Genomic DNA, 4002 nt, shown 5'->3' on the forward strand with positions numbered 1-4002 from the left:
CGCGGTGACCGTCGACGAGCTCCTGGCGGCGGACGACGTCGAGCTCGTACTCAACCTCACCATTCCGGCCGCGCATGCGCCGATCGCATTGAGGGCCATCGCCGCCGGCAAGAGTGTCTATGGTGAGAAGCCGCTCGCTGCGACAACCGCCGAGGCACGGCAAGTGCTCGACGCGGCGCGGGAGGCCGGCGTCGTGGTCGGCTGCGCGCCGGATACGGTGCTCGGCACCGGGATCCAGACTGCCCGCAAAGCGATCGACGACGGCCTGATCGGTGCGCCGATCTCGGCCACGGCAACCATGGTGACACCGGGACACGAGCGCTGGCATCCCAACCCGGACTTCTACTACCAGCCCGGCGGCGGACCGCTGCTGGACATGGGTCCCTACTACGTGAGCGCCCTGGTCACGCTATTGGGCCCGGTGGTCTCGGTCATTGGTGCCGCAAGCCACACACGGGACACGCGCACCATTGGTTCAGGACCGCGGGAGGGCGAGGTGATTCCGGTGACCATCGATTCGCACGTGACCGGGGTCCTGGTCCACGCCTCCGGCGCCCTGTCCACGCTGGTGATGAGCTTCGACGCGGTGAAGACCAAGTCGGCCAACATCGAGATCCACGGTTCGGCGGGATCTCTTGTTGTTCCTGATCCGAACCACTTCGACGGCGACGTCCAGCTCTTTACGCTTGGCGCCGACTCCTGGCAGACCCTTCCGATCTCGGCGGGCTACATCGATTCGGGCAGGGGCTTCGGCATCGCCGACCTCGCCGCAACCCCGGCCGGGGTCGAACCACGTGCTGGCGGCCAATTGGCGTTCCATGCGCTTGAGGTCATGGAATCTGTGCTGGCATCTGCCCACAGTGCTCAGCGGTCTCGATCGAAAGCACGGTTGCGCGGCCGGCCCTCGTGGAACTGACCGCCTTGGCGGCCCCGCTCGCGGAAGTTCAGGGAATCAGTTCGTAGGCCTGGCTCAATATTCTCCGGACTGCGGTTGCTGCGGCGCCCCTGAGGGCCCCCGTCTGCCCCAGTCCGGAGAACGCCAGGTTTCCTTCCGGGATCAGTCCCGGTGCGTGGTGGTCCAAGCTCCGGCGCAGCGCAGGAGCGATCCACTCCTCGAGTACGGCGAAATGACCGCCGAGCACGACGGCGGAAATGTTCGCCACCCGCGCCGTCGAGGCTATCGCGATTCCTAGGTAGTGCCCGGCCTGTTCCACCGCTGAAACCGCGCTCCAATCTCCGTCGGCAAGGCGGCTCAGCAGGTATTCCATGTGCTTTGTAGCCACATCCTGATGTATTCCGGCTGCAGAATATATGGCGTCTTGGCCCGCGAACGTCTCAAGGCAACCGTGACCGCCGCAGGCGCACAACGGGCCGTCGGGATGCACCACCACATGCCCGATCTCACCGGCATGGCCGTGCGGGCCGGCGAAAAGCCGGGAATCTATGACCAGCCCTCCACCGACGCCCACTTCGCCGGAAATGTAGAGGAAGTCAGGGAAGCGGTCGCCGTGGCCAAACCAGAGTTCCGCGAGCGCGGCGCCATTGGCCTCGTTGGAGAGGGTCACTCCGAAGGGGGCTGCGGGCAGGAGCCTGGGCAGCTCTTCGGAGAGTCCGACGTCGGCCCAGCCCAGGTTCGGCGCGGCCAGCACCACGTTGCGTTCCGTATCCACCAAGCCGGGCACGGTCAATTCCCCACCAAGAAGTTCGACGCCGTCGCCGGCCGCCTGTGTTGCCGCCCGCTGCGCCATGGCGACGAGGAGCGGCAGGATGTCGGAGGGCAGGCTTCCGCGGTTATGCCTTTCGACCGTTTCGTGGAAGGCCAGTTCCCCTGCGAAGTCCAGGACTCCCACCGCGAGGTAGTCCACATTGATTTCCGCGGCCAAAGCGCCGCGGGCCGGATTGAGGACGAGACCGGTTCCGGGCCGTCCGCGTTCGCCGTCTCGGGTGATACTTGTTTCCCGCACCAGGCCGGATTCAAGCAAGTCGGTGACGATGCTCGAAACGGATGCTTTCGTGAGACCGCTTTCCGCGGCAAGCTGGGCACGCGTGGCCCCGCTGTTCCCCTGTATCCCGGCGAGGACGAGCGCAAGGTTCTGCCTGCGGACATCGCCCACTCTTCCCGGCGACGGCGTGGCGGGCATGTTTCCTCCAGGATCCTGTTTTGACTGCGTGACTTACATCATCATTCAGGGATCGGAGGTTGCTGGCTATTTGGACCGTGCTGTGCGGCGCTGGTCACTTGCCGAGGTGCTGCCTGCCCCTAGTTCCCCGGGTAGCTGATTCCCGCTTGCCTGCGTGCTTCATCCAGCAGGGACATGGTGGTCAGGGTATCCGCCAACGGCATTGTGGGGCACTCAAGCAGGCCCAGTTGCAGGCAACGAATCACTTCGCGCAACTGGTAGGTGTAGCCATGGCCGACCGGGGTGAATTTCTCCTGCCGTTGCTCGCCGGAGCTGGAGATGATGGTCAACTCCGTCGGATTGAATAGCGGTGCGTTGGATCGGAGCATCCCCTTCGTGCCGCATACGGTGGCCGTTTGGGGGGTGGCCGAGGTCAAGGAGGTCATGGCCTGGACCTGCGCCCCGGAAGGATAGGACAGTGTCAGTGCGGTCTCGGAATCCACTCCGCCGTCAGTCAGATGCGCCGTGGCCGTCAACGATTCCGGGCGTCCTAGGCTGATCAGCGCCCATGTCAGGGGATAGACACCAACGTCCATCAGGGCGCCTCCCCCGTCGTCGCGCCTCCACAGCCGGGATTCTGGATTGTACGGCGCCGGAAACCCGAGGTCAGCTTGCAGCCACCGGATCTCGCCGAGTTCGCCGGATGCGATGATTTCCGCCGCCCGTTGCACGCTGGGCAGGAACCGGGTCCACACTGCTTCCATCAGGAACAGGCTTTTCTCCCGGGCCAGCCGAACCAGGACCTCTGCTTCACGGGCGTTGATGGTCAGCGGCTTCTCGCACAACACGTGCTTCCCCGCTTCGAGGGCCGCCTTCGCCGCCGAGAAATGACTCGTGTGAGGGGTTGCCACATACACGACGTCCACCGCGGGATCCTGGAGGAGCCGCTGGTACCCCGGAAGCCCGCCGTCGTCGCCGTAGGCGCTCTGGAAGCCGTGCTCCGAAGCAAACGCGTCCGCGTTTTCCTGGGTCCGGGAACTGACGGACTGCAAAACGGCGTCGGGAAGGAGCGCGAGGTCGCTGACGACCGTGGAGGCGATCCGTCCGGTGGAAATGACTCCCCACCGGACGGGACTGCCCGATGCGGGCACCGGATCCTGGTTCAGGGAATCAAGAAGCGGTGTCCTGATGAGCAGCGATTCAGTTGCCGGCGTCAACGCGGGCACTGACCTTCCTGTAGTTCTGCCCGATCGACGCTCGGAAATCCGGCTCGGGTGTGGCGTCGAGGGCCACGGGCCAATCCGGGCGGTAGCCTGCGAGCGCCCACGCCGCCTGCACGGCTGCACCGCGGGCAACGTATTCGCCCGGGCTCGGAATCACGACAGGCAGGTCGAATACCTGAGCCGCTATCCGTTGCACGGCAGGATTCTGTACCGCGCCCCCGATCAACTGCAACCGTTCCGCACGGACACCCTGGTCACGCAGCGCGTCCAGGCCTCCGGCGAGTCCACACAGCATGCCTTCGATGGCGGCCCGGGCGATATTCGGCCGGGTGGTGGAGGCGATGCTGAGGCCGTGGAAGCTGGCCTTCGCGTGAGGCAGATTGGGAGTCCGTTCCCCTTCGAAATACGGCACCAGCACCACGCCTCCCGAGCCAGGCTCAGCTTCAAGGGCGAGCCTGGACAGCCCGTCGAAGTCGACGCCGAGCACTGCGGCTACCGAGCTGAGCACGCGGGCGGCGTTCAAGGTCACTGCGATGGGCAAATACTCGCCGCTCGCATCGGCGAAGCCCGCCACGGTCCCGCTCGCATCATGTCCGGGTGAAGAGTCGACGGCGAACACGGTGCCGCTGGTGCCCACGGACACGACGACGTCGCCGGGG

3 protein-coding genes and 1 pseudogene are annotated in these 4002 nt (G+C 65.6%); 1 reads left to right on the forward strand and 3 read right to left on the reverse strand.

Going from position 1 to position 4002, the window contains the following annotated elements:
* Nucleotides 1-963 (forward strand): annotated as a pseudogene (locus AHiyo1_RS12430) (Gfo/Idh/MocA family protein); the annotation flags it as partial.
* On the opposite strand, the gene AHiyo1_RS12435 reads toward AHiyo1_RS12430, so the two are convergent.
* From AHiyo1_RS12435 to AHiyo1_RS12445, 3 genes are all read right to left on the reverse strand, one after another.
* Nucleotides 945-2141: an ROK family transcriptional regulator gene (locus tag AHiyo1_RS12435; protein WP_059388774.1), complete on the reverse strand. Its 1197-nt coding sequence runs from the start codon at nt 2139-2141 to the stop codon at nt 945-947. The pseudogene AHiyo1_RS12430 and the gene AHiyo1_RS12435 sit on opposite strands and share 19 nt — an antisense overlap.
* Nucleotides 2142-2260: 119 nt before the next feature.
* Nucleotides 2261-3337, reverse strand: a complete 1077-nt coding sequence (locus tag AHiyo1_RS12440) for a Gfo/Idh/MocA family protein (RefSeq protein ID WP_084784491.1) — start codon at nt 3335-3337, stop codon at nt 2261-2263.
* On the reverse strand, nt 3321-4002 hold a 682-nt coding region (locus tag AHiyo1_RS12445), incomplete at its 5' end, for an FGGY-family carbohydrate kinase (protein ID WP_253257305.1). The genes AHiyo1_RS12440 and AHiyo1_RS12445, both read right to left, overlap by 17 nt.

Source organism: Arthrobacter sp. Hiyo1 (assembly GCF_001263615.2).
Lineage (GTDB): Bacteria > Actinomycetota > Actinomycetes > Actinomycetales > Micrococcaceae > Arthrobacter.